Here is a 20,546-nt window from a genome sequence, read left to right on the forward strand (position 1 = left end):
AATTAGAAGGTTATCTCTTTCGTTATTCTGTCATGCAAATCACCTATCTGCTTGCGCATTGAAGGCGCGGAATCGCCCGCGACGCCTTCCTGGAACGGAGGAAATTGCATGCGCTACGCCATTTGCTTTACGCCTTCGCCGAGCGATCCGCTCAGCCATGTGGCGGCGAGCTGGCTTGGCAGGAACGTGTTTTCAGGCGAAATGGTCGAGCCTCCGGCAATCCGCGGTATCGGCATCCACGAGATTGCCTTCCACACGGCCGTGCCGCGCCGTTACGGTTTCCATGGCGTGTTGAAGGCTCCATTCCATCTCGCGAGCGATGTCTCGGAAACGCAACTCATGCGCGATCTGATGCGTTTCTCCGGTAGCCTCCACCCTTTCCGGATTCCGTGTATCGAGGTCGCACGCCTCGGCAGCTACTACAGTCTGGTCCCGTCGATCCCCTGTGACCATGTCCAACATCTGGCATCGGCAGTCGTCCAGCATTTCGACCGGTTCCGTGCGCCGCTCTCCGAGGCTGACATCGAGCGGAGCGATCCGGACGGGTTGTCGGCTGCGCAGTTCGCCAACCTGCACCGCTGGGGCAATCCCTATGTGATGGACGAGTTCCGCTTCCATATGCCGGTAACCGGTCCGGTCAATTCAATCGACATGCCGCGCATCGAGCAGGCACTCCGCTCGGTCTTCGAGCCGGTTCTCGCCGAGCCGATCACTGTCTCCAACATCGCGCTGATGATCGAGGAAGGCACCGGCGGGCCGTTCCGCGTTCATTCGCTGCATCCGATGGGTAAGGTAAGCGCGCGCAAGATCGCCTGATCAGATACTGCGCTTGTGCCGTAGCGCCCCAAAGTCGGCTTCGCATTTCCGTCTCGACATTCTATCTCCGGATGCTACCGTCTCGCCTGTCTCTCAAAAGGTGATCTGATGGCATCCGATACCTATCCGCGCAATCTCGTCGGCTACGGTCGCAATATTCCCGATCCGAAATGGCCGGACGGCGCCCACCTGGCCGTGCAGTTCGTCATCAATTACGAGGAAGGCGGCGAGAGCTCGATTCTGGATGGCGATCCGGCCTCCGAGAACCTCTTGTCGGAAATCGTAGGCGCGCAGCCTTGGCCCGGCCAGCGCAACCTCAACATGGAATCGATCTATGAATACGGCTCGCGCGCCGGTTTCTGGCGGCTGTGGCGCATGTTCACCGAACTCAAGGTTCAGGCGACGGTCTACGGCGTGACGCTCGCCATGGCCCGCAACCCGGAAGCCGTCGCAGCAATGAAGGAAGCCGGCTGGGAGATCGCCAGCCACGGCTACCGTTGGCTGGAATACAAGGATTTTCCGGAAGACCTCGAGCGCAAGCACATTCTCGAAGCCGTGCGTCTCCACACCGAGATCACCGGCGAGCGGCCCTACGGCATGTACCAGGGCAAGCCTTCGGACAATACGCTGCGGCTGGTGCAGGAGGAGGGCGGCTTCCTCTATTCATCAGACTCTTATGCCGACGATCTGCCCTATTGGGTGAAGGGTGTGGACGACAAGCCGTTCCTGATCATTCCCTATACGCTGGAAACCAACGATATGCGGTTCGCCACGCCGCAAGGCTTCAACTCCGGCGACCAGTTCTTCGCCTATCTCAAGGATGCCTTCGATACCCTCTATGAAGAGGGCAAAGCCGGCAGCCCGAAAATGATGTCGGTCGGCCTGCATTGCCGCCTTGTTGGCCGCCCGGGCCGCGCCGCTTCCCTGAAGCGGTTCATCGAATATGTGCTGAAGCACGACAAGGTCTGGATTCCGCGCCGCATCGAAATTGCCGAACATTGGCACAAGCACCACAAGCAGGAAACAATCTGATGATCAAGCGGGACGAATTCGTATCACGCTTCGGCGGTGTCTTCGAACATTCGCCCTTCATCGCGGAGCGCGCCTATGACGACGGTTTCGTGAGCGATGTCTTGACCGTCGACCGGGTTCACACAGAACTCGTCGCAATCTTCCGGGCCGCGAGCCCCGAAGAGCGGCTTGGCGTGCTTCGCGCCCATCCCGATCTTGCCGGGCGTCTGGCGATCGCCGGCGACCTGACGGAGGACAGCAAGAAGGAGCAGGCAGGCGCCGGTCTCGACCGGCTGAGCGCCGAGGAGCATGCCCGTTTCACCGAACTCAACGCGGCCTATACCAAAAAATTCGGCTTTCCCTTCATCATCGCCGTGAAGGGGCTGAACAAAGACGACATTCTCGCGGCTTTCGAAACGCGCATCAACAACAGCCGCGACGAGGAATTCAAGACCGCAGCCGAGCAGGTCGAAAAAATCGCGCTCCTGCGCCTCACATCCATGCTGGAGAAATGAATGACCGAGAATAGCACGACCAGCTTGCCCCCCTTCGCTGCCGGCGCGATCAATCTTGCTTCCGCTCGGCTCGGCGCCAAGGGACTTTACGCAACGGACGAATTCTTCGCGCCGCTGGAACGTATGCTGGCCGATACGGATGCCTTCTGGGATCCCAACCTTTATGACGACAACGGCAAGTGGATGGATGGCTGGGAGAGCCGGCGCAAGCGCGTGCCTGGCCATGACTGGGCAATCATCAAGCTCGCCATGCCGGGCCGCATCTTCGGCTTCGACGTCGACACCAGCTATTTCACGGGCAACTATCCGCCGCATTGCTCGATCGAGGCCGCCTTCGTCGAGAACGGCGATCCGGGCGACGCGACGGTCTGGACCGAGATCCTGCCGCAGTCGCCGCTTGGCCCAAGCGCGCACCATTTCTTCGAAAATGCCGACAAGCAGAAGATCTGGACGCATCTGCGCCTGCACATCTACCCCGACGGCGGCGTCGCGCGCCTGCGGGTCTATGGTTCGGCCTATTTCGACTGGTCGAAGGTCGGAAGCGCGGAGGAAATCGATCTCGCCTATATCTTCAACGGCGCGAAGTCGCTCGCCTGGTCGGATGCCCACTATGGCCATCCGGACAAGATGCTCGGACCGGGCCGGGGCATCAACATGGGCGACGGCTGGGAAACCAAGCGCCGGCGTGGTCCGGGCCATGATTGGGCAATCATCCGTCTCGGCCATCCGGGCACGATCAAGCGCGTGATTGTCGACACGGCCTTCTTCAAGGGCAATTTTCCCGATAGCTGCGAACTTCTCGGCGCCTATCTGCCCAAACTCGGCGAAACGCTGAGCGAGGCCGAGATCGCCGCTTCCGAAAGCTGGGAGCCGATCCTGCCGCGCAGCAAGCTGCAGATGGACCACATCCACGAATACGGCGCGGACGCCATCGTCGATATCGGGCCGGTGACGCATGTCCGTATTGCCATGCATCCGGACGGCGGCATCATGCGGCTGCGGCTTTTTGGGGTAAAAGGGTGAGTTCTTTCCTCTTTACCGTGGCTCGCCTATATTTGAGGCATCAGGAGTGAGGCCTCGATGAAGCCGTCGGAAGTGCTGGAAAAGAATAGGCAGGCGATCCGCGACGCGACGAAGCGGTTCAACGCGGCGAACCCGCGCGTCTTCGGTTCCGTGGCCCGCGGTGAGGACCGGGCGGGCAGCGATCTGGATATTCTGGTGGATGCACTGCCGGGCAGCACATTGCTGAGCCTCGGCGGACTACAGGATGCCTTGGAGCAAATGATGATCGGCACACCAATCCACCTGCTCACGCCGGGCGATTTCCCGGAATCGATCCGCGTGCGGGTTCTTTCCGAGGCCAAGCCTGTATGAACGACAGTCGCGTCCCCTATATGCTGGAGCGCATTCGCTCTGCCGCAGCGGATGCACATTCGATGATTTCGAATGTCAGCAAGCAACATTTTCTGCAGGATATTATCCTGCAGCGCGCTGTTGGTATGAGTCTTCTGATGGCATCGGAAACTGCTGCGCAATTGATCAAGGCTTTTCCCGAATTCGAGGTTGAGCATCCGGAATTTCCCTGGGGGGCAATGCGCGGTATGCGAAACCGTATTGCTCACAGCTATTTCGATATCGATCTTGAGAAGGTCTGGGCCACTGCCAAAGACGACGTTCCCGATCTGCTGGACAGGCTAGATCTCGTCCGCCACTGGCGCGCGCAAGGCGAATAGCCGATGTCCCGCTTCCTCGACATACACCCCCTGACCAAATCCGCCTTCGCACCCTTCGGGGACGTGATCGAGTTCGATCCCGCGACGATGCGCTACATCAACGGCGGCAATACCGAACGCTTCCATGCGCTGGCTGTGGCAGAGGCGGCAGGCGAGGGAGCGCGCGTGATCGTCAACCTTTTCCGCGGCCAGCCGCGCAGCTTTCCCTATGAGGTCGGGATGATGGAGCGGCACCCGCTCGGCAGCCAGAGCTTTTCGCCTCTTGTCGATCGGCCGTTCCTTGTCGTCGTTTCCGAAGACGAGGGCGGCAAGCCGGGCCGGCCACAGGTGTTTCTCGCCAGCGGAGGGCAGGGCGTGAATTATCGCCGCAACGTCTGGCACCATCCTTTGATGGCCCTTGACGAGCCGAGCACGTTTGTCGTCGTCGATCGTGACGGACCGGGCAACAATCTTGAAGAATTCTTCTTCGACACACCCTTTAACATCAGAGATCCAGCCCTATGACCGGACTGACGACCCATGTTCTCGACACCGCCTCGGGCAAGCCTGCGCAGGGCCTGAGGATCGACCTTTTCCAGATCAACGGCGACGTTCGCCGGCATATCAAGACGGTGGAAACCAATGCTGACGGCCGCGTCGATGGCGGCCCGATCCTTTCCGGCGACAGCTTCAAAACCGGAACCTACGAGCTGCTTTTTCATGCGGGCGACTATCTGCGTGCATTGGGCACGCCGTTGCCGAATCCGGCCTTTCTCGATCTTGTGCCGATCCGCTTCGGCATCGCCGATTCCCGAGCGCACTATCACGTGCCGCTTTTGATCTCGCCCTACGGCTACTCGACCTATCGCGGCAGCTAGACGATGCGCTTTGCGGCTATAGCGGATATCCATGGCAATGCGCTGGCGCTGGAGGCGGTGCTTGCGGATATCGCGGCTCAAGGTATCAGTGACATCGTCAATCTCGGCGATTGCTTCAGCGGTCCGCTGCAAGCAGGCAAAACCGCCGATCTGCTTATCCCGCTCGGTATACCGACGGTCCGCGGCAACCACGACCGCTATCTGATCACGCAGGCGCGCGAAGACATGCATGCCTCGGACGCCGCAGCCTATGATCAACTCAGCCCATCGCATCTCGAATGGCTGCGACGGCTACCGACAAGTCTTGTCTCCAAGGATGAAGCCTATCTCTGCCATGCAACGCCCGCCGCCGACGATCTCTATTGGCTGGAGACAGTAACGCCGGAGGGGCAGGTCTGCCTGAGGCCGCAGGTCGACATCGAGCGATTTGCCGAAGGGGTCGGCCTGCCGCTTATCCTTTGCGGCCACACGCATCTGCCGCGTGTGGTACAACTTTCCGGTGGCCGTCTTGTGGTCAATCCCGGTAGCGTCGGCTGCCCGGCTTACAACGACGACCGGCCCTATCCCCACAAGGTGGAGACGGGCCATGCCATGGCATGCTACGCAATCCTGGAAAAGCCCGCATCCGGCTGGACCGTCGAGTTTCGCACGGTCCCCTATAATCACATGGCGATGTCGCGACTTGCAAAGGCAAACGGCCGCCCGGACTGGGCGGCTGCGCTGGCGTCGGGCAGAATGCCGTAGAGTTACTGCCGTCCGGCAATGATCGACGAATTCACGTCGTTGATGTCGCGCTTGCCGCAGAGCGCCATGGTGATATCCATTTCCTTGCGGATGATGCCGAGAGCGAGCGTCACACCTTCCTTGCCCATGGCGCCGAGGCCATAGAGGAACGGGCGGCCGATATAGGTGCCCTTGGCGCCGAGCGCCATGGCTTTCAGCACGTCCTGGCCGGAACGGATGCCGCCATCGAGATGGACCTCGATCTTATGGCCGACAGCGTCGACGATTTGCGGGAGCATGCTGATCGAGGAGGGGGCGCCATCCAGCTGACGGCCGCCGTGATTGGAGACGATGATCGCATCGGCACCGGTTTCGGCTGCCGCCTTTGCGTCTTCGACGTCCAGAATGCCCTTGATGATCAGCGGGCCGCCCCACTTTTCCTTGATCCAGGCGACGTCGGCCCAGGAAAGCCGCGGGTCGAACTGCTCCGCCGTCCAGGAAGAGAGCGACGAGAGGTCGGAAACATTCTTGGCGTGGCCGACGATATTGCCGAAGGTGCGGTGTTTCGTCTTGAGCATGTCGAGGCACCAGAAGGGCCGGGTCGCCATCTGCCAGATATGCTTCGGCGTGAATTTCGGCGGGGCCGACAGACCGTTGCGCAGGTCCTTGTGCCGTTGGCCGAGGATCTGCAGGTCGGCCGTCAGAACCAGTGCCGAGCATTTTGCCGCCTTGGCGCGGTTGATGAGGTTCATGACGAAGTCCTTGTCCTTCATCACGTAGAGCTGGAACCAGAAGGGACGCGTCGTGACCGAGGCGACGTCCTCGATCGAGCAGATGCTCATGGTCGAGAGCGTGAAGGGAACGCCTGCCTCTTCGGCGGCGCGCGCTGCCAGCATCTCGCCGTCGGCGTGCTGCATGCCGGTCATGCCGGTCGGTGCAAGTGCCACCGGCATCGAGACCCTCTGGCCGATCATCGTCGTTTCCAGCGTGCGGTTGGTCATGTCGACCATCACCCGCTGGCGTAGCTTGATCTTGGAAAAATCGCTCTCGTTCGCCTGATAGGTCGACTCCGTCCAGGCGCCGGAATCCGCATAGTCGAAGAACATCTTCGGTACGCGGCGTTGTGCCATTTTCTTGAGGTCGGCGATCGTGAGCGGAGTGGCCATGCATAGGACTTTCACATCAGGAGAATGCCACCGCCCATAACATGATTTCCAAGGAACTGTTATGAGAAATTTCATGCCCTGCAGGCCGCTCTCGGAGCGCCCCTCAGTCCAAAATCGGCTGATGAACGCACCCGAGGATCAAAGCGTAAATTCGTTATGTCTTATAATCGGTACGGCGTAGAATGGGAGTTTAGCAGTCAATCGATCAAGGGAGTTCGGTCATGCCAGTATATGCAGTCGAGCGGGATCTCAAAGGTATCACCATGGACCAGCTCGCGGCCGCCCAGAAGCGCGCAATAGCGTCTTCAAAGAAGTTCTCTGAGACTGGTCAGGATGTTCGATATATCCGGACGATGTATATTCCCGGAGAAGAGCGATCGATGTGTCTCTTCGAAGCGCCCGACGCATCCACGGTCGAGGATGTCAATCGAGATGCGGCAATTCCATACACGCGGGTCATCGAGGCGCTCGACCTAACGCCGGCCGGCAACGCATGATGTCTCAAGTAACCGGCGGTCACTGTGGAAGCGGTGGCCGCAGCGGCCGGTCCTGTCTGTGAAGAAGGTTTCGGCAGACAGCAATTGATGCGCGTACAGGAAGCCGGGGATATCCAAAGTTGTGCCCCCCGCGCCCGGTCTGCTCAAAGCGCGATTGCGATCAAGATCAGGATCAGCGCCAGCATCGAAGCTACCGCGCGAAGAACATGCGACCGCTCCCAACGGTCGCGCAAGACCGTCCAATCCGTCGCCGGGTCGATTTCCGAGGCGCCGGTTTCGAAGAAGCGCCGGGCGGATCCGGAGAGTTTCGTGTCCTTGAGCCAGAGCTTGTTCACGGGCTGCGTCACCAGCCAGAAGACAAGCTGCATGACGGCAAGGGCGGCAAGCGCACCGGCGACGAGCCAGAATGCCGCCGTTTCCACCGGGGTCATGAGCAGGAGGACGAGGGTCGCGAGGATGCTTACGGCTTCGAAAATGCCGCCGATCGTGAAACCCGGGTAATAGATCGACTGCACGATGAAATACTGCTCCTGGCCGAGCCGCATTTTGCCAGGCAGTTCGGCCGCATGCGCCAACGCGAAACTCATGGCGACGGCGGCCAGAAGCCCGGCCAGGACCTGGAAAAACAACTCCATGACAGGATACTCCGTTTCAGCGGGTTGCAGCCGCAACTCGTGAGCGAAGCACCGGTTCCACCGGAAGCGTATCCCTGGAAGGCTTTATGCGGCGGGAAGCGCCGTCTTCGCCGCAGCGCCAGCCACGTAAGTCTCCACGATTGCACGGTCGTCGCCCATTGTCTGCAGCAGGAAGAGCTCCTCCGGCAGCGTCTTCACGACCTCCATCTTAAGCGCCATGGCAGGCGTTGCCGCAGCATTGAGCACGACGAGGTCGGCCTCCGTACCCGGCTCCAGGGTGCCGATGCTGTCTGCAAGCGAGAGCGCTTCCGCGTTGCCGAGCGTCATGTAGTAATAGCTCTCTAGTGGGTTGAGGCGTTCGCCGAGCAACTGCTGGATCTTGTAGGCCTCATCCATCGTGCGCAGCATGGAATAGCTGGAGCCGCCGCCGATGTCGGTCGCGACGCCGATGCGCACGGACTTCTGGCGGCGCGCCAGTGTCTTCAGCGGAAAGAGGCCGGAGCCGAGGAAGAGGTTGGACGTCGGGCAGTGCACGGCAATTGAACCCGCCTCGCTCATCGCATCCGCTTCGCGGTCCGAAAGATGAATGCAGTGGCCAAAGAGGCTCTTTTCGCCGAGCAGGCCGTAGCGGGCGTAGATATCGGTGTAGTCGGTCGCTTCCGGATAGAGGCCGCAGGTGAACTTGATCTCGTCGTGGTTTTCCGAGAGATGCGTCTGGATGTGCAGATCGGGAAACTCGCGGGCAAGCGTGGCTGCGGCTTCCATCTGCTCAGGCGTCGAGGTGATTGCAAAGCGCGGCGTGATCGCCACGTGGTTGCGGCCCTTGCCGTGCCAGTCGGCAATCACCTGCCTCGTTTCATCATAGCTCATCTCCGGGGTATCGAGCAGGCCCTGCGGCGCATTGCGGTCCATCATCACCTTGCCGCCAACCATGCACATGTTGCGACGCATGGCCTCTGCGAAGAAAGCATCGGCGGAGGTCTTGTGCACGGAGCAATAGGCGACCGCCGTCGTCGTGCCGTGGCGGACGAGCTCATCGTAGAAGCGCGTGGCGATCTTCTGCGCATGCGCGCTTTCGACGAAACGGCATTCTTCCGGGAAGGTATAGGTATTCAGCCATTCGAGCAGGTCGGCGGCGTAGGAGGCGATCACCTGCATCTGCGGGAAATGCAGGTGCGTGTCGATGAAGCCCGGCATGATCAGGTGCGGGCGGTGATCGATTTCTTCCGTCCCCTCAGGTGCCTTGGCCCTGATCTCAGCATAGGCGCCGGTCGCGGCGATCTTGCCACCTTCGATCAACAGGCCGCCGTCGGTCTCGTAGCTGTAGCTGTCCGTATCGGTCAGGCTTTGCGGGGCGCGCTTGAACGAGAGCAGGCGCCCGCGCAGGAGTTTCGTCGTCATTGCTGTTTGCCTTCGACTGCGCTTTCGAACCAGGCGACGAGCAGCTTGCGCTCGTCCGGCGTGATATCCGTCAGATTGCCGGGAGGCATGGCATGGCTGCGGCCCGCCTGTATATAGATTTCGCGCGCGTGGGCGGCGATGTCCGCGTCATTGTCGAGGATCACGCCGTTCGGCGGGCGGGCAAGACCCTCATAGACGGGCTCGGCGGCATGGCACATCGTGCAGCGCGTCGAGATAAGCTGCTTGACGGCCGGAAAATGAGGGTCACCGGCAAATTGCTGGAAAGCGGGCGCGACGGCAGCAGTATCGCTTTCGCCGGTCAGCAGTTTCGGCACGGTGGAAAGCCACATGATGAGGATGAAGAGGATCACGGTCGCGATCCAGGTCCAGGTCGGCCGGCCCTTCCGCGCATGCGTGGTGTTGAACCAATGGCGGATGGTCACGCCCATCAGGAAGACGAGAGCGGCGATGACCCAGTTGAATGCGGTGCCGAAGGCCAGCGGATAGTGGTTCGACAGCATGAAGAAGATGACGGGCAGCGTCAGGTAGTTGTTGTGCAGCGAACGCTGCTTGGCAATCTGCCCGTATTTCGCATCGGGGGTGCGGCCGGCGATCAGGTCGGCGACGACGATCTTCTGATTGGGGATGATGATCATGAAGACATTGGCCGACATGATCGTCGCCGTGAAGGCGCCGAGATGCAGGAAGGCGGCGCGGCCGGTGAAGACCTGCGTATAGCCCCAGGCCATGAATACCAGGACCGCGTAGAGCACTATCATCAGCCCCCAGGTGTTCTTGCCGAGCGGGGACTTGCAGAGAAGATCGTAGACGAGCCAGCCGCCGGCCAGCGAGGCCAGCGAAATCAGGATGGCGGTGACCGGGCTGATGTCCAGCACATGGCGGTCGATCAGAAAGAGATCAGCACCGCCGTAATAGACGATGCAGAGCATCAGGAAGCCGGAGAGCCAGGTAAAATAGCTCTCATACTTGAACCAGGTCAGGTGCTCGGGCATCTGGGCGGGTGCCACCAGATATTTCTGAATGTGGTAAAAGCCGCCGCCATGCACCTGCCATTCTTCGCCGTAGGCACCGGGCGGAAGATGCGGACGTTTCACCAGGCCAAGGTCGAGCGCGATGAAATAGAACGACGAGCCGATCCAGGCGATCGCGGTAATGACATGAAACCAGCGCGCCGCGAAGGCCAGCCATTCCCACGCTATGGCATATTCATACATTGAGTTCCCCTGTCTTCCTCCGACTCGCCACATTGCAGAATGTTGACGCGAGAGGGAAGGGGCAAAGATGACTGTCGATTTGCTTGGCCGGCACCATGCAAAGACACGATCGCTCCCTTCGTCGCGCTGGCGCAGGTGGGGCTACAGCACGCCGCTTGTGGCGATTGTTACTTGAACAACATCCACAAGCACGCCCATGTGAATATGCTGCGCTGCACAATTTTGTGATCATTGAAATGTCAAGATTAGGCTACAGTTTCCATTGAAGGCCGCCGGGATGAGGTGGAAACCGCATTTGAGGCGGGGCATTCATCGACGGAGAATAGCCCATGCGCAGCATTCTGGCAGGTGTGATGATTGCGTTTGCGTCGAGCGTGAGTGCCCACGACGCGCCATCAGGTTGGTCTTACGATCCCTTTTGTTGCAACGGCGATAGCCAAAATGGCGATTGCCAGATGATCCCTTCGAAAAGCGTCCAGGTTACTCCCAGGGGATACCGCGTAACGTTGCTGCCTGGCGACCATCGGCTGGTGACGCGGGCGCATGTCTTCATGCTGCCGATGACGAAGGCGATGCAATCGGGCGACGGCGACTATCACCTTTGCCTGTTCCCGAACGAGGACACACCGCGCTGCTTCTACGCGCCGGAAATGGGCTATTGAGAGCGAGCCTCCTTGCCGTGCATTTCCTCCAATATCCAGTTGCGAAATGCCTTGATCTTCGGAACGTTGCGACGGCTTTCAGGATAGGCGAGCCAGTAGCCACGGCCATCGGTGCAGGCAAGCTCGAAGGGACGGATCAGCTTTCCGCTTGCCAGCTCTTCCGGGTAGAAGTCGGGCGTCAGGATCGCGACGCCCTGGCCGGCGACCGCAGCAGCTGCCTCATAGGCCTGCGCGCCATAAAAGCTCGTGGCCCTTGTCTTCAGGCTCGTCGTGGGCACGCCCGCCGCTTCGAGCCACTGGTGCCACCACGGGTCTGTGGGGTCGAAAATCCGGAGCTTCAATAGGTCTGCCGGTTCATGGATGCCACCGATGCTGTCGGCAAGTGCCGGGCTCAGCATCGGCGTGAAATAGACGTCCATCAGTTTTTCGGCGCGCAGGCCCGGCCAATCTCCCGTGCCCGAGCGGATTCCGACATCGAATGCCTCACGGGCAAAATCGACCAGTGTATCTGACGTGTTGATCCGCACGGCGATATTCGGATGGGCGAGCTGGAAAATGCCGAGTCTGCGAGCGAGCCATTGCGACGCGAAGGTCGCGAGACAGGTGATCTGCAGCGTCACCTCCGTCTCGCCGCGTGCCTCGGCCATGGCGAGCTGCAGCATCTCGAAGGCCTCGGTGACCTGCGGCGCCAGCCTTTCGCCGGTTTCCGTCAGGCTTATCTGGCGCGGGCGCCGCAGGAAAAGCGGCTCGCCGATATTTTCCTCCAGCAGTTTCACCTGATAGCTGACGGCGGTCTGCGTCATGCCGAGCTCTTCGCCCGCCTTGGTGAAGCTGCCGAGCCGGGCAACGGCCTCGAAGACGCGCAGCGCATTCAGCGGAAATTGCTTCGACAGCTTCATGGATAAGTTCTCTTTATGCATGCAGACGGTTGTTCGATTGGAATTGCAGCATTTCTTTCGGCAGACTGCAAGCCATAGCATCAAATGAACAAAGGTGATGTCATGGACTGCAATGCTATCGAAGAGAGCGCAAGGCCCGTCAGTCTCTCGAGTTCAGCGCTTGTTTCCAGTGTCGCGGACTGGGTCCGTGCCAAGCTGTTCCACCCGTCGCGGATCGACCTCGACAGCATGCCGGACCGCGTAAAGCGCGATCTCGGCTTCCTGGATGGGCGAGACCCGCGTTACGAGGACGAGTTTTGACGGTAGGCGAAAAGTGCTGCCAATATTTCCGCGGCGGTCATGGCGGCGATCACTTCGGGCCGCTTGTCCCTGACCGCCGACCCGCCGATCGGCAGTAGGAGGCGGTCGAGCCATCGTCGCTCGCCGCCCTCCTGCGATAACCAGCTTGCGAAGGTGGCGCGCTTCGTCGCGGAGCCGATCATGCCAACATAGGACAGATCGGTTCTCGCCAGCGCCTCGCGCGCGATCATGAAATCGAGCGCATGGTCATGCGTCAGGATCACGACGGCAGAACCCGCCCGCATGGCCTTCACCAGCTCTTCCGGCATTGGCGTAAGCCGTGTCTTCGTCTCTGGCGACAGGTTTGCGAGTTCCTCCTGGCGCGTCTCAACGACGGTGACGGAAAGCGGCAGGGGCGCGAGCGCGGCTGCCAGCGCATGGCCAACATGGCCAGCACCGAAGAGATAGACGTCCGGCAGATGCGCCGCTTCGTCCGCCTGCCTGGCCTCCAGTTCCGCCACCAGTTCATCCGTGATCTTCCGGAACCGCAGCTGCGTGCGCCCGCCGCAGCATTGTCCGATCGCCGGCCCCAGCGGAATATCCATGGTCTCGCGGCCGCCGCCCTTCAGGAGCTCACGGGCGTTTGCGATTGCCATGAATTCAAGCTGCCCACCACCGATCGTGCCCCAACTGGCGCTTTCGGAGACAAGCATGAAAGCGCCAGCTTCCCGCGGGGTCGAGCCTTGCGTGCCGGTGATGTCGACCAGGATGGAAACGGGGTGGGCGGTGAGGAATCGAAATAAATCTCTCATGGAAACCAATCCATGTCGTACAGCGGAGGCTGAGTATGCCGCGCTACCCCCTCATCCGCCTGCCGGCACCTTCTCCCCTCTGGGGAGAAGAGACTCGCGGCGAGTGCCGTATTCTCCCTCTTCTCCCCAGCGGGGAGAAGGTGGCCCGAAGGGCCGGATGAGGGGGCTTGGTTCGGGCGCGTCATCTATCAATATTCCTCGGGCGCACGATCGCAGGATAAAAGCGCAGAGTGTCATCCCGCTGAAATATCTGTCCTTCAAGCACAGCTAGGATTGTCTCCAGAACCGTCCGCCTTTCCCGTGTGATCTCGTGATTCCAAAATCGAAGAATCGAATATCCATTGCCATTTAGCCAATGCGTCCGCGTGGCATCAGCGGGATCGGCGGCATGCTGAAAGCCATCGACCTCAACAATCAACCGCATCTCTCGGCAAAGAAAATCGACGATGTAGGGTCCAAGCGGCACTTGGCGCATAAATTTGTGACCGTTCAGCCGCCGATTTCGAAGTTCACCCCAAAGCCGGTATTCTTCTTCGGTGTCACTTCGGCGCAGTCTGCGTGCCTGTTCGGTCTTGCCAGCTCGTCTCTTTGTTATGTCCTCTCGGTTAGGAGAAAGTCCGCCATCCGTTCTTTCTTTCGACGAAGAGAAGGGACGTTTCGCCATCGTCACACCCGTCGCAGCCGCTCCACTGCCATCAGCACCCGCTCCGGCGTTGCCGGCGCGTCGAGCCGCGGGCAGACCTTGTAATCGGCGACGCTCGCCACCGCCATCGAGAGCGCTTCAAACACGGAAATTGCCAGCATCAGCGGCGGTTCGCCGACGGCCTTGGAGCGGCCGATGGTGGCCTCGGTGTTTTCCGACCATTCCGCCAGCCGGACGTTGAAGATTTTCGGTCGGTCCGAGGCGAGCGGGATCTTGTAGGTGGAGGGTGCGTGCGTGCGCAGCCGGCCTTTCTCGTCCCACCAGAGCTCTTCCGTCGTCAGCCATCCCATGCCTTGGACGAAGCCGCCTTCGACCTGTCCGATGTCGATCGCCGGGTTCAGTGAACGGCCGACGTCGTGCAGGATGTCGGTGCGGTCGACCAGATATTCGCCGGTGAGCGTGTCGATCGACACTTCCGAGCAGGCGGCGCCATAGGCGAAGTAATAAAACGGCGTGCCACGGCCTGCCTGCCTGTCCCAGTGGATCTTCGGCGTCTTGTAGAAGCCGGCCGCCGACAGTTGCACGCGGGCGAAATAGGCCTGCTTGATGAGGTCCGGAAAGGGGATTTCGCTATCGCCGATCTTCACGCGGTTCGGCAAGAAGATGACTTCGGCGGGATCGACGCTCCATTTTTCGGCGGCGAAGGCGACGAGCCGCTCCTTGATCTGCCGGGCGGCGTCGAAGGCGGCCATGCCGTTCAGGTCGGAGCCGGAGGAGGCGGCCGTCGCCGAGGTGTTCGGGACCTTGCCGGTGGTGGTCGCGGTGATCTTCACGCGGTCGATATCGACCTGGAAGCTGTCCGCCAGAACTTGCGCCACCTTCGTATAGAGGCCCTGGCCCATCTCCGTGCCGCCATGGTTCAGGTGGATAGAGCCGTCCTGATAGACATGCACGAGGGCGCCCGCTTGGTTGAAGGCAGTCATCGTAAAGGAAATGCCGAACTTCACCGGCGTCAGGGCAATGCCCTTGCGGATATACCGGCTGTCGCGATTGAAGCCGATGATGGCATTGCGGCGCGCCTGATAGTCGGCGCTCTCCTCCAGCTCGCCGACGATACGTTCGAGGATGCTGTCTTCGACCTCCTGATGGTAGGGCGTCAGCGTACGCCCCGAGCCCGGCTGGCCGTAGAAGTTCAGCTTGCGGATTTCGAGCGGGTCCTTGCCGGTGGCGTAGGCGATCTCCTCGATGAAGCGCTCGGCTCCAAGCATGCCCTGCGGCCCGCCGAAACCGCGGAAGGCGGTGTTCGAGACCGTATGGGTCTTGAGCGGCTTCGACTGCAGGTGCACATGCGGATAGAAATAGCTGGAATCGGCGTGGAAGAGCGCCCGGTCTGTGACCGGTCCGGAAAGGTCGGAGGAGAAGCCGCAGCGCGCGGCATAGGTCGCGTCCACCGCGTGGATCCGGCCTTCGTCGTCGAAGCCGAGTTCGTAGTCCACCAGGAAGTCGTGGCGCTTGCCGGTCGCGGTCATGTCCTCGTCGCGGTCGGGACGGAACTTGACGGCACGCTTGAGTTTCTTTGCGGCGATCGCGGCCAGAGCGGCGAACTGGTTGCCCTGCGTTTCCTTGCCGCCGAAGCCGCCGCCCATGCGTCGCACGTTCACCGTCACCGCATTCGAGGGAATGTTCAGCGCATGCCCGACGATATGCTGGATTTCGCTCGGATGCTGTGTCGAAGACCAGACCGTGACTTCGTCGTCCTCGCCGGGGATCGCCATGGCGATATGGCCCTCGAGGTAGAAATGCTCCTGACCGCCGATGCGCATCTGGCCTTTCAGCCGGCGAGGAGCTTTGTCCATTTCGGCCTTGGCGTCGCCGCGCCGCAGCGTCATCGGGGTGATGACCAGCGGGCCGCCGTTCTCGAGCGCGCCGTCGATATCGCTCCAGTGCGGCAGGTCGCGATATTCGATCCTGGCCTTGCGCGCGGCCTTGCGGGCGGCATCGCGGGTTTCGGCGATCACGGCAAAGATCGGCTGACCGTGGAATTCGACCCTGGCTTCTGCCAGCAGCGGCTCGTCGTGGCTGCCGTTGGAGGAAACGTCATTGACGCCCGGTACGTCCTTGCCGGTGAAGACCCAGACGACGCCCGGATGCTGCCGGACCTCGGAAAGGTCCATGCTGAGGATGTCCGCATGGGCGCGGTCGGACGTGCCAAGCGCGCCATGCAGCAGGCCTGCGGGTTCTGGAATATCGTCGATATAATCAGCGGTTCCGGTCACATGCTTATGGGCTGAATCATGTTTCAGCGAACTGTGCATCGGACCTGAGATCATCGCCTTGGCGTTATCGAAGGTGGATTTATCCATGGTGAGGCTCCGTCATGATATGCGGAGCGAGCCACCCCCTCATCCGCCCTCCGGGCACCTTCTCCCCGCTGGGGAGAAGGGGGAACGAGACGGTGCGGCACATCCCTTCTCCCCTCGGGGAGAAGGTGGCGGCAGCCGGATGAGGGGGCTTGTTGAGGCAAACAGTCAAGCGATCCATCACGCCACTCCCTCGAACCGCTTCAATTCCGCCGGCGCACTCATTGTTTCCAGGTAGAAGCGCTTCAGCAGGTTCTTCGCCGTCAATTGCCGGTATTCGGCGGTTGCGCGCCAGTCGGTCAGCGGCTGGAAATCGGCGTCGAAGGCGTCGCGCGCCTTGTCGACGGTTTCCTCGTTCCATGGCTTACCGATGAGATCTGCCTCCACCGTGCGGGCGCGTTTCGGGATTCCTGCCATACCGCCGAAGGCAATGCGAATGTCATTGACGTCGCCTGCGTCATCGAGCGTCAGATAGAAGGCACCGAGCACCGCTGTGATATCCTCGTCGCGGCGCTTGGTGATCTTGTAGACCGCGAACCGGCTACCCTCGGCCGGGTAGGGCATGAAGACGCTCTCGACGAATTCGCCGGGCTTGCGGTCCTGCTTGCCGTAGTCGATGAAAAAGTCCTCCAGCCGCAACATGCGCGTGCCGGCTGCCGAACGCAGTTTCAGCGTGGCGCCGAGTGCGATCAGCGGCGGCGGGCTGTCGCCGATCGGCGAGCCATTGGCGATATTGCCGCCGATCGTGCCCATGTTTCGCACCTGCTCGCCGCCAATGCGGTTGATGAGATTGCCGAGCGTGGGCACCTTCGCGGCGAGAACGTCGAAAGCCTTCGTGTAGGTCACGCCAGCCCCGATCGTGACGCCGCCGTCGGTCGCCTTGACCGTCTGCAATTCATTCAGGTGATTGATGAAGACGGCGGGGTTCAGCGTGCGCATCTGCTTCGTCACCCAGAGGCCGACATCCGTCGAACCGGCGACGACGGTCGCTTGCGGTTCATCGGCCAGAATGCGCGCGAGCGCCTCGACGGAACCGGGGACGATCAGCCGCTCTTCGCCGGATGTGATGGTGATCGTCTCGCGCGTCTGCATCGCCCAAAGCCGGGCGACAATATCCGAGCGCGTCTTTTCCAGCGGATCGAACAGCGCGCTCGGCCGCGCGCGGCTGACGGCCTCGGCGGCCTTGACGATCGGTTCGTAGCCGGTGCAGCGACAGAGATTGCCCTGCAGCGCCTTTTCGATCTCGGCCCGGCCGGGCTTTTCGTTCGCAAGCCAGAGACCGTAAAGAGACATCACAAAACCGGGCGTGCAGAAACCGCATTGCGAGCCGTGGTAATCCACCATCGCCTGCTGCACCGGGTGCAGCGTGCCGTCTCTGGCGGCAAGGTGCTCCACCGTCACGACATGCGTGGCGTTCATCGAGCCCAGAAAGCGGATGCAGGCATTGACCGTCTCGTAAAACAGCTTGCCGTCGACAAGCCGGCCGACGAGCACCGTGCAGGCGCCGCAATCGCCTTCGGCGCATCCCTCCTTCGTCCCGGTCAACCGGCGCCTCAGCCGCAGGAAATCGAGCAGCGTCTCGGTGGGCTGGACATCGTTGAGGGCGATGTCCTCGCCATTGAGGATGAAGCGGATGCAGTCTTTCATGGTACCCCTTATTCTTGTTTTTTAAATGGTTATGCCGCGGTCCAGCCCCCGTCAATCGAGATGTGGGTGCCGGTCACCTGCCGCGCGTCGTCGCTCGCCAGATAGAGCGCCAGGGCACCGATCTCCTCGGCCTTGACGAATTCGTGCGTCGGTTGGGCCTTGAGGATCACCTCGGTCTTCACCTGTTCCTCGGTCATGCCGCGAGCCTTGGCGGTATCCGGTATCTGCTTTTCGACGAGCGGCGTCAGGACATAGCCGGGGCAGATGGCATTCACCGTCACGCCGAACTCGGCAAGTTCGAGCGCCGCCGTCTTCGTCAGGCCCAATATACCATGCTTTGCGGCCACATAGGCGGATTTGAACGGCGAGGCGACGAGCGCGTGCGCCGAGGCGATGTTGATGATGCGGCCATGCTTCTTCGCCTTCATCAGCGGGATTGCGGCGCGCATCGTGTGAAACGAACTCGACAGGTTGATGGCGATGATCTGGTCCCATTTCTCGATCGGAAAATCCTCGATCTTCTCGACGTGCTGAACGCCGGCATTGTTGACGAGCACGTCGACCGTGCCGAAGGTCTTTGCCGCTGTATCGATAAGATCGGCGATCTCGGCGGGCTTCGTCATATCGGCCGGATGGTAGAGCACGCCGGCCTTCGAGAGCGATTCAAGCCGCTCCACTATCGCCTTGATTTCATCGGCGTTTCCGAAGCCGTTGATGACGACGTTGTCACCCTTTCCGGCAAAGGCGGTGGCAATCGCAAGGCCGATGCCACTGGTGGATCCGGTGACGACAACGGTTCTCTTCATGCTCTTCTCCTTGTGGCTTGTTCCCGACGCACTACCCGGAAGGTATGCGCAAAGCGGCGCTTCTGGCAATCGCGCGCGACATGGATTTGCAATTGAAGCGAGTGGCGAAGATGGCCGGGCGAGTAGCTGCTTGTTATTTCGCTTTATTTTCTTTTCACGTTCGCTTTGGTGCCTTAATGATTTTCACCGATAGAAGCGATGCGCATGGGAGGGACAGCGTGAGCGGATATGTTTTGGCGATCGATCAGGGCACGACGTCGACACGAGCGATCATCTTCGATGGCGAGATGAAGATCGCCGGAGCGGGCCAGAAGGAGTTCACGCAGATCTATCCGCGCTCGGGCTGGGTCGAGCACGATCCCGAAGAAATCTGGGCTTCGGTGGTTTCGACCATCAAGATGGCGCTCAGGGAAGCGAAGATCAAAGCCAAGGATATCGCAGCGCTTGGCATCACCAATCAGCGCGAGACCGTCGTCGTGTGGGAGCGCGAAACCGGCAAGCCGATTCAGAACGCCATCGTCTGGCAGGATCGCCGCACGGCGACTTACTGCGACAATCTCAAGCGCCAGGGTCTCGAGAAGACATTCACGAAGAAGACGGGGCTCATTCTCGATCCCTATTTCTCCGGCACCAAGCTTTCCTGGATGCTGGCCAACGTGAAGGGCGCGCGAGCGCGCGCGGCCAGGGGCGACCTATGCTTCGGTACTATCGACAGCTTCCTCATCTGGCGGCTGACCGGCGGCAAGAGCTTCGTCACCGATGCCACCAATGCGTCACGCACGCTGATGTACAACATTGTCGAGAACAGATGGGACGAGGAGTTGCTCGAAATCCTACGCGTCCCGGCTGCCATGTTGCCGGAGGTCAAGGACTGTGCCGCCGATTTCGGTGTTACCGATGCCTCTATCTTCGGCGTCGCTATCCCGATTCTCGGCGTTGCCGGCGACCAGCAGGCCGCGACGATCGGCCAAGCCTGCTTCGAGCCCGGCATGTTGAAATCAACCTACGGCACGGGCTGCTTTGCGCTGCTGAACACCGGCGCTGACATCGTGCGCTCCAAAAACCGGCTGCTCACTACCATCGCTTATCGCTTGAACGGTGAAACGACCTATGCGCTCGAAGGCTCGATCTTCATCGCGGGTGCGGCCGTGCAGTGGTTGCGCGACGGCCTCGGTATCATCGACACCGCTGCGAAAACCGGGGAGCTCGCCGAACTGGCCGACCCGACGCAGGAGGTCTATCTCGTCCCGGCCTTCACCGGTCTCGGCGCGCCGCATTGGGATCCGAAGGCACGCGGCGCAATCTTCGGCCTGACGCGCAATACCGGTCCCGCCGAATTCGCCCGCGCGGTGCTCGAAGCCGTCTGCTATCAGACACGCGATCTGCTCGAAGCCATGCAGAAGGACTGGAAGAACGGCAAGGAGGACACGGTGCTGCGCGTCGACGGCGGCATGGTCGCGTCCGACTGGACGATGCAACGCCTTTCCGACCTGCTTGAAGCCCCCGTCGATCGCCCGGCCATCCTCGAAACCACAGCACTCGGCGCTGCCTGGCTTGCCGGAAGCCGGGCAGGGGTGTGGCCCGACCGCAAGGGCTTTTCCGCCAAGTGGAAACGCGACCGGCGCTTCGAGCCTGATATGGACGACAAGACGCGGGCGGCCAAGCTCAAGGGCTGGCGCAGCGCCGTGAAGCGGACGTTGAGCGAAGCATAAGGCGCGTTGCTTCCGCGAAAGCGGGTATCCCCGACAGCAGCCGTCGGCACAGCATCCTCAATCAGCATTGAAGTTGTGATAGAATGGCGCTGGGTTGGATTATCGGGTCTCGACTTTCCCGATCGCCAATCCTCGTT

Annotated in this window: 23 protein-coding genes; 13 read left to right on the plus strand and 10 right to left on the minus strand. The window is 60.9% G+C overall.

The window, feature by feature from the left end:
* Positions 1-108: 108 nt before the first annotated feature.
* The 9 genes from ACPYOJ_RS13310 (at position 109) to ACPYOJ_RS13350 (ending at position 5,676) form a co-directional block, all read left to right on the plus strand.
* Complete coding sequence (locus ACPYOJ_RS13310; RefSeq protein WP_481416670.1) at positions 109-816, plus strand: DUF1045 domain-containing protein; 708 nt, start codon at positions 109-111, stop codon at positions 814-816.
* Positions 817-924: 108 nt separating this feature from the next.
* Entirely contained in the window at positions 925-1,848 is a 924-nt protein-coding gene (gene puuE, locus ACPYOJ_RS13315; RefSeq protein WP_481416671.1) for an allantoinase PuuE, read from the plus strand.
* The gene (uraD, locus tag ACPYOJ_RS13320; protein WP_168830375.1) at positions 1,848-2,342 is read left to right on the plus strand and encodes a 2-oxo-4-hydroxy-4-carboxy-5-ureidoimidazoline decarboxylase; all 495 of its coding nucleotides are present in this window, start codon (positions 1,848-1,850) and stop codon (positions 2,340-2,342) included. Before puuE ends, uraD begins: the two co-directional genes overlap by 1 nt.
* Positions 2,343-3,365, plus strand: coding sequence for an allantoicase (gene alc, locus ACPYOJ_RS13325; protein ID WP_481416672.1), 1,023 nt, complete (start codon positions 2,343-2,345; stop codon positions 3,363-3,365).
* A gap of 57 nt (positions 3,366-3,422) precedes the next feature.
* A complete protein-coding gene (locus ACPYOJ_RS13330; RefSeq protein ID WP_481416673.1) occupies positions 3,423-3,716 on the plus strand; it encodes a nucleotidyltransferase family protein in 294 nt (97 codons plus the stop codon).
* Positions 3,713-4,075 carry a HepT-like ribonuclease domain-containing protein gene (locus tag ACPYOJ_RS13335; RefSeq protein WP_168830378.1) on the plus strand — a complete coding sequence of 121 codons (363 nt, stop codon included), beginning with the start codon at positions 3,713-3,715 and terminating at the stop codon, positions 4,073-4,075. The genes ACPYOJ_RS13330 and ACPYOJ_RS13335 overlap by 4 nt, the downstream gene beginning before the upstream one ends.
* 3 nt (positions 4,076-4,078) lie before the next feature.
* Positions 4,079-4,579: an ureidoglycolate lyase gene (locus ACPYOJ_RS13340; RefSeq protein WP_481416674.1), complete on the plus strand. Its 501-nt coding sequence runs from the start codon at positions 4,079-4,081 to the stop codon at positions 4,577-4,579.
* The gene (gene uraH / locus ACPYOJ_RS13345; protein ID WP_481416675.1) at positions 4,576-4,932 is read left to right on the plus strand and encodes a hydroxyisourate hydrolase; all 357 of its coding nucleotides are present in this window, start codon (positions 4,576-4,578) and stop codon (positions 4,930-4,932) included. The genes ACPYOJ_RS13340 and uraH overlap by 4 nt, the downstream gene beginning before the upstream one ends.
* Before the next feature lie 3 nt (positions 4,933-4,935).
* A complete protein-coding gene (locus ACPYOJ_RS13350; protein WP_481416676.1) occupies positions 4,936-5,676 on the plus strand; it encodes a metallophosphoesterase family protein in 741 nt (246 codons plus the stop codon).
* A 2-nt stretch (positions 5,677-5,678) separates the two neighbouring features.
* Here the strand turns inward: ACPYOJ_RS13350 and ACPYOJ_RS13355 are convergent, their stop codons facing one another.
* On the minus strand, positions 5,679-6,821 hold the full coding sequence (locus ACPYOJ_RS13355) for an alpha-hydroxy acid oxidase (protein WP_481416677.1): 1,143 nt from the start codon (positions 6,819-6,821) through the stop codon (positions 5,679-5,681).
* 221 nt (positions 6,822-7,042) lie between these two features.
* Here ACPYOJ_RS13355 and ACPYOJ_RS13360 point away from each other — a divergent pair, with 221 nt between their 5' ends.
* Entirely contained in the window at positions 7,043-7,318 is a 276-nt protein-coding gene (locus tag ACPYOJ_RS13360; RefSeq protein WP_481416678.1) for a DUF4242 domain-containing protein, read from the plus strand.
* 143 nt (positions 7,319-7,461) lie between these two features.
* Here the strand turns inward: ACPYOJ_RS13360 and ACPYOJ_RS13365 are convergent, their stop codons facing one another.
* The 3 genes from ACPYOJ_RS13365 to puuD all read right to left on the minus strand — a co-directional run bounded on the left by ACPYOJ_RS13365 (position 7,462) and on the right by puuD (position 10,589).
* On the minus strand, positions 7,462-7,953 hold the full coding sequence (locus tag ACPYOJ_RS13365) for an anthrone oxygenase family protein (RefSeq protein ID WP_481416679.1): 492 nt from the start codon (positions 7,951-7,953) through the stop codon (positions 7,462-7,464).
* 84 nt (positions 7,954-8,037) lie between these two features.
* A complete protein-coding gene (gene guaD, locus ACPYOJ_RS13370) occupies positions 8,038-9,354 on the minus strand; it encodes a guanine deaminase (RefSeq protein WP_481416680.1) in 1,317 nt (438 codons plus the stop codon).
* Positions 9,351-10,589, minus strand: a complete 1,239-nt coding sequence (gene puuD / locus ACPYOJ_RS13375) for a urate hydroxylase PuuD (protein ID WP_481416681.1) — start codon at positions 10,587-10,589, stop codon at positions 9,351-9,353. Before puuD ends, guaD begins: the two co-directional genes overlap by 4 nt.
* A gap of 329 nt (positions 10,590-10,918) precedes the next feature.
* Between puuD and ACPYOJ_RS13380 the strand changes: the two genes are divergently transcribed.
* A complete protein-coding gene (locus ACPYOJ_RS13380; RefSeq protein WP_168830387.1) occupies positions 10,919-11,251 on the plus strand; it encodes a hypothetical protein in 333 nt (110 codons plus the stop codon).
* Here the strand turns inward: ACPYOJ_RS13380 and ACPYOJ_RS13385 are convergent.
* Positions 11,245-12,150 (minus strand): LysR substrate-binding domain-containing protein, encoded by a 906-nt coding sequence (locus ACPYOJ_RS13385; RefSeq protein WP_481416682.1) that lies wholly within the window; start codon positions 12,148-12,150, stop codon positions 11,245-11,247. The two genes, ACPYOJ_RS13380 and ACPYOJ_RS13385, sit on opposite strands and share 7 nt — an antisense overlap.
* Positions 12,151-12,252: 102 nt before the next feature.
* Here ACPYOJ_RS13385 and ACPYOJ_RS13390 point away from each other — a divergent pair, with 102 nt between their 5' ends.
* The gene (locus ACPYOJ_RS13390) at positions 12,253-12,450 is read left to right on the plus strand and encodes a hypothetical protein (protein WP_481416683.1); all 198 of its coding nucleotides are present in this window, start codon (positions 12,253-12,255) and stop codon (positions 12,448-12,450) included.
* On the opposite strand, the gene xdhC is transcribed toward ACPYOJ_RS13390, so the two are convergent.
* From xdhC to ACPYOJ_RS13415, 5 genes are all read right to left on the minus strand, one after another.
* Positions 12,432-13,241, minus strand: coding sequence for a xanthine dehydrogenase accessory protein XdhC (xdhC, locus tag ACPYOJ_RS13395; protein ID WP_481416684.1), 810 nt, complete (start codon positions 13,239-13,241; stop codon positions 12,432-12,434). The two genes, ACPYOJ_RS13390 and xdhC, sit on opposite strands and share 19 nt — an antisense overlap.
* Positions 13,242-13,422: 181 nt before the next feature.
* Entirely contained in the window at positions 13,423-13,980 is a 558-nt protein-coding gene (locus ACPYOJ_RS13400) for an endonuclease domain-containing protein (RefSeq protein WP_481416722.1), read from the minus strand.
* On the minus strand, positions 13,908-16,247 hold the full coding sequence (xdhB, locus tag ACPYOJ_RS13405) for a xanthine dehydrogenase molybdopterin binding subunit (RefSeq protein ID WP_481416685.1): 2,340 nt from the start codon (positions 16,245-16,247) through the stop codon (positions 13,908-13,910). The genes ACPYOJ_RS13400 and xdhB overlap by 73 nt, the downstream gene beginning before the upstream one ends.
* Before the next feature lie 177 nt (positions 16,248-16,424).
* Positions 16,425-17,891 carry a xanthine dehydrogenase small subunit gene (gene xdhA, locus ACPYOJ_RS13410; protein WP_481416686.1) on the minus strand — a complete coding sequence of 489 codons (1,467 nt, stop codon included), beginning with the start codon at positions 17,889-17,891 and terminating at the stop codon, positions 16,425-16,427.
* Between the two features lie 29 nt (positions 17,892-17,920).
* Complete coding sequence (locus tag ACPYOJ_RS13415; RefSeq protein ID WP_481416687.1) at positions 17,921-18,697, minus strand: 3-hydroxybutyrate dehydrogenase; 777 nt, start codon at positions 18,695-18,697, stop codon at positions 17,921-17,923.
* 218 nt (positions 18,698-18,915) lie between these two features.
* Between ACPYOJ_RS13415 and glpK the strand changes: the two genes are divergently transcribed.
* Positions 18,916-20,409, plus strand: a complete 1,494-nt coding sequence (gene glpK / locus ACPYOJ_RS13420) for a glycerol kinase GlpK (RefSeq protein ID WP_481416688.1) — start codon at positions 18,916-18,918, stop codon at positions 20,407-20,409.
* The last annotated feature ends 137 nt before the right edge of the window (positions 20,410-20,546 follow it).

Source organism: Rhizobium sp. SVR5-9E (assembly GCF_056755095.1).

Bases quoted from the DNA above. Each gene is read 5' to 3' on its own strand.
- puuE (WP_481416671.1), top strand. From the start codon at position 925: ATGGCATCCGATACCTATCCGCGCAATCTCGTCGGCTACGGTCGCAAT.
- puuD (WP_481416681.1), bottom strand. From the start codon at position 10,589: ATGTATGAATATGCCATAGCGTGGGAATGGCTGGCCTTCGCGGCGCGC.
- ACPYOJ_RS13340 (WP_481416674.1), top strand. From the start codon at position 4,079: ATGTCCCGCTTCCTCGACATACACCCCCTGACCAAATCCGCCTTCGCA.
- ACPYOJ_RS13330 (WP_481416673.1), top strand. From the start codon at position 3,423: ATGAAGCCGTCGGAAGTGCTGGAAAAGAATAGGCAGGCGATCCGCGAC.
- ACPYOJ_RS13380 (WP_168830387.1), top strand. From the start codon at position 10,919: ATGCGCAGCATTCTGGCAGGTGTGATGATTGCGTTTGCGTCGAGCGTG.
- ACPYOJ_RS13365 (WP_481416679.1), bottom strand. From the start codon at position 7,953: ATGGAGTTGTTTTTCCAGGTCCTGGCCGGGCTTCTGGCCGCCGTCGCC.
- ACPYOJ_RS13335 (WP_168830378.1), top strand. From the start codon at position 3,713: ATGAACGACAGTCGCGTCCCCTATATGCTGGAGCGCATTCGCTCTGCC.
- alc (WP_481416672.1), top strand. From the start codon at position 2,343: ATGACCGAGAATAGCACGACCAGCTTGCCCCCCTTCGCTGCCGGCGCG.
- ACPYOJ_RS13310 (WP_481416670.1), top strand. From the start codon at position 109: ATGCGCTACGCCATTTGCTTTACGCCTTCGCCGAGCGATCCGCTCAGC.
- ACPYOJ_RS13390 (WP_481416683.1), top strand. From the start codon at position 12,253: ATGGACTGCAATGCTATCGAAGAGAGCGCAAGGCCCGTCAGTCTCTCG.
- uraD (WP_168830375.1), top strand. From the start codon at position 1,848: ATGATCAAGCGGGACGAATTCGTATCACGCTTCGGCGGTGTCTTCGAA.
- xdhB (WP_481416685.1), bottom strand. From the start codon at position 16,247: ATGGATAAATCCACCTTCGATAACGCCAAGGCGATGATCTCAGGTCCG.
- guaD (WP_481416680.1), bottom strand. From the start codon at position 9,354: ATGACGACGAAACTCCTGCGCGGGCGCCTGCTCTCGTTCAAGCGCGCC.
- ACPYOJ_RS13415 (WP_481416687.1), bottom strand. From the start codon at position 18,697: ATGAAGAGAACCGTTGTCGTCACCGGATCCACCAGTGGCATCGGCCTT.
- ACPYOJ_RS13385 (WP_481416682.1), bottom strand. From the start codon at position 12,150: ATGAAGCTGTCGAAGCAATTTCCGCTGAATGCGCTGCGCGTCTTCGAG.
- xdhA (WP_481416686.1), bottom strand. From the start codon at position 17,891: ATGAAAGACTGCATCCGCTTCATCCTCAATGGCGAGGACATCGCCCTC.
- ACPYOJ_RS13360 (WP_481416678.1), top strand. From the start codon at position 7,043: ATGCCAGTATATGCAGTCGAGCGGGATCTCAAAGGTATCACCATGGAC.
- ACPYOJ_RS13350 (WP_481416676.1), top strand. From the start codon at position 4,936: ATGCGCTTTGCGGCTATAGCGGATATCCATGGCAATGCGCTGGCGCTG.
- xdhC (WP_481416684.1), bottom strand. From the start codon at position 13,241: ATGAGAGATTTATTTCGATTCCTCACCGCCCACCCCGTTTCCATCCTG.
- ACPYOJ_RS13355 (WP_481416677.1), bottom strand. From the start codon at position 6,821: ATGGCCACTCCGCTCACGATCGCCGACCTCAAGAAAATGGCACAACGC.
- uraH (WP_481416675.1), top strand. From the start codon at position 4,576: ATGACCGGACTGACGACCCATGTTCTCGACACCGCCTCGGGCAAGCCT.